2 protein-coding genes are annotated in these 1,499 nt (G+C 62.4%); both read left to right on the top strand.

Annotated features, from left to right (window positions below):
• Positions 1 to 1,096: MdtA/MuxA family multidrug efflux RND transporter periplasmic adaptor subunit (locus NUX24_RS21680; protein ID WP_257834060.1), on the top strand; the 1,096-nt coding region annotated here is incomplete at its 5' end.
• Positions 1,096 to 1,499 (top strand): efflux RND transporter permease subunit (locus NUX24_RS21685; protein ID WP_257834062.1); only part of this gene is annotated, 404 nt, incomplete at its 3' end. The genes NUX24_RS21680 and NUX24_RS21685, both read left to right, overlap by 1 nt.

The following is a 1,499-nucleotide window of genomic DNA, read 5'->3' on the forward strand; positions in this document are numbered from 1 at the left end:
CGCCGGTGCCACCGGTCAGGCGCAGCGCCCGGCAGGCGGAGGACGTCACGGCATGCGCGGCGGCGCGCTGGCGCCGGTTCAGGCGGCGACGGCGGTGAATAAAGCCGTTCCTCGCTATCTCACAGGTCTCGGGACCATTACCGCCGCCAACACCGCCACGGTGCGCAGCCGCGTCGACGGCCAGCTCATCGCGATCCACTTCCAGGAAGGTCAGCAGGTTAAGGCTGGTGACCTATTGGCGGAAATCGACCCGAGCCAGTTTAAGGTCGCCCTCGCCCAGGCGCAGGGGCAGCTCGCGAAAGACAAAGCCACCCTCGCCAACGCCCGGCGCGATTTGGCCCGCTACCAGCAGCTGGTGAAAACCAACCTCGTGTCTCGTCAGGAGCTGGACACCCAGCAGTCGCTGGTCAGTGAAACGCAGGGCACTATCAAAGCAGATGAAGCCGCCGTCGCCAGCGCACAGCTGCAGCTGGACTGGAGCCGCATCACCGCGCCGATTGACGGGCGCGTGGGCCTGAAGCAGGTCGATATCGGCAACCAGATCTCCAGCGGCGACACCACGGGCATCGTGGTGATCACCCAGACCCACCCGATTGATTTAGTCTTTACCCTGCCGGAAAGCGACATTGCGACCGTGGTGCAGGCGCAAAAAGCCGGTAAAGGCCTGGTGGTGGAGGCCTGGGATCGCACCAACAAGCAGAAGTTGAGCGAGGGTTCCCTGCTCAGTCTGGATAACCAGATCGACACCACCACCGGCACCATCAAGCTCAAAGCGCGCTTTAATAACCAGGACGATGCCCTCTTCCCGAACCAGTTCGTCAATGCGCGCATGCTGGTCGCGACCGAAGAGAACGCGGTGGTGATCCCAACGGCTGCGCTGCAGATGGGTAACGAAGGTAACTTCGTCTGGGTACTTAACGGCGACAATAAGGTCAGCAAGCACCTGGTGAAAACCGGTATTCAGGACAACCAGACGGTGGTCATCGCCGCCGGCCTTTCCGCAGGCGACCGCGTGGTTACCGACGGCATTGACCGTCTGACCGAAGGGGCCAAAGTGGAAGTGGTTGAACCTGCGAAACAGGGAGCGAAATCCTGATGCAGGTGATGCCCCCAGGCTCTACAGGCGGGCCGTCACGCCTGTTTATCCTTCGTCCTGTCGCCACCACGCTGCTGATGGTGGCGATCCTGCTCGCCGGGATTATCGGCTATCGCTTCCTGCCCGTGTCGGCGCTGCCGGAGGTGGATTACCCAACGATTCAGGTTGTCACACTTTATCCAGGGGCCAGCCCGGATGTGGTGACGTCCGCCATTACCGCTCCGCTGGAGCGCCAGTTCGGCCAGATGTCGGGTTTAAAACAGATGTCCTCCCAGAGTTCCGGCGGGGCATCCGTCGTGACGCTACAGTTCCAGCTGACGCTTTCGCTGGACGTCGCCGAGCAGGAGGTGCAGGCCGCCATCAACGCCGCCACCAACCTGCTGCCGTCGGATCTGCCTAACCC

The organism is Enterobacter sp. HG048 (genome assembly GCF_024702055.1).
In the GTDB taxonomy this organism is placed as follows: domain Bacteria; phylum Pseudomonadota; class Gammaproteobacteria; order Enterobacterales; family Enterobacteriaceae; genus Enterobacter; species Enterobacter dykesii.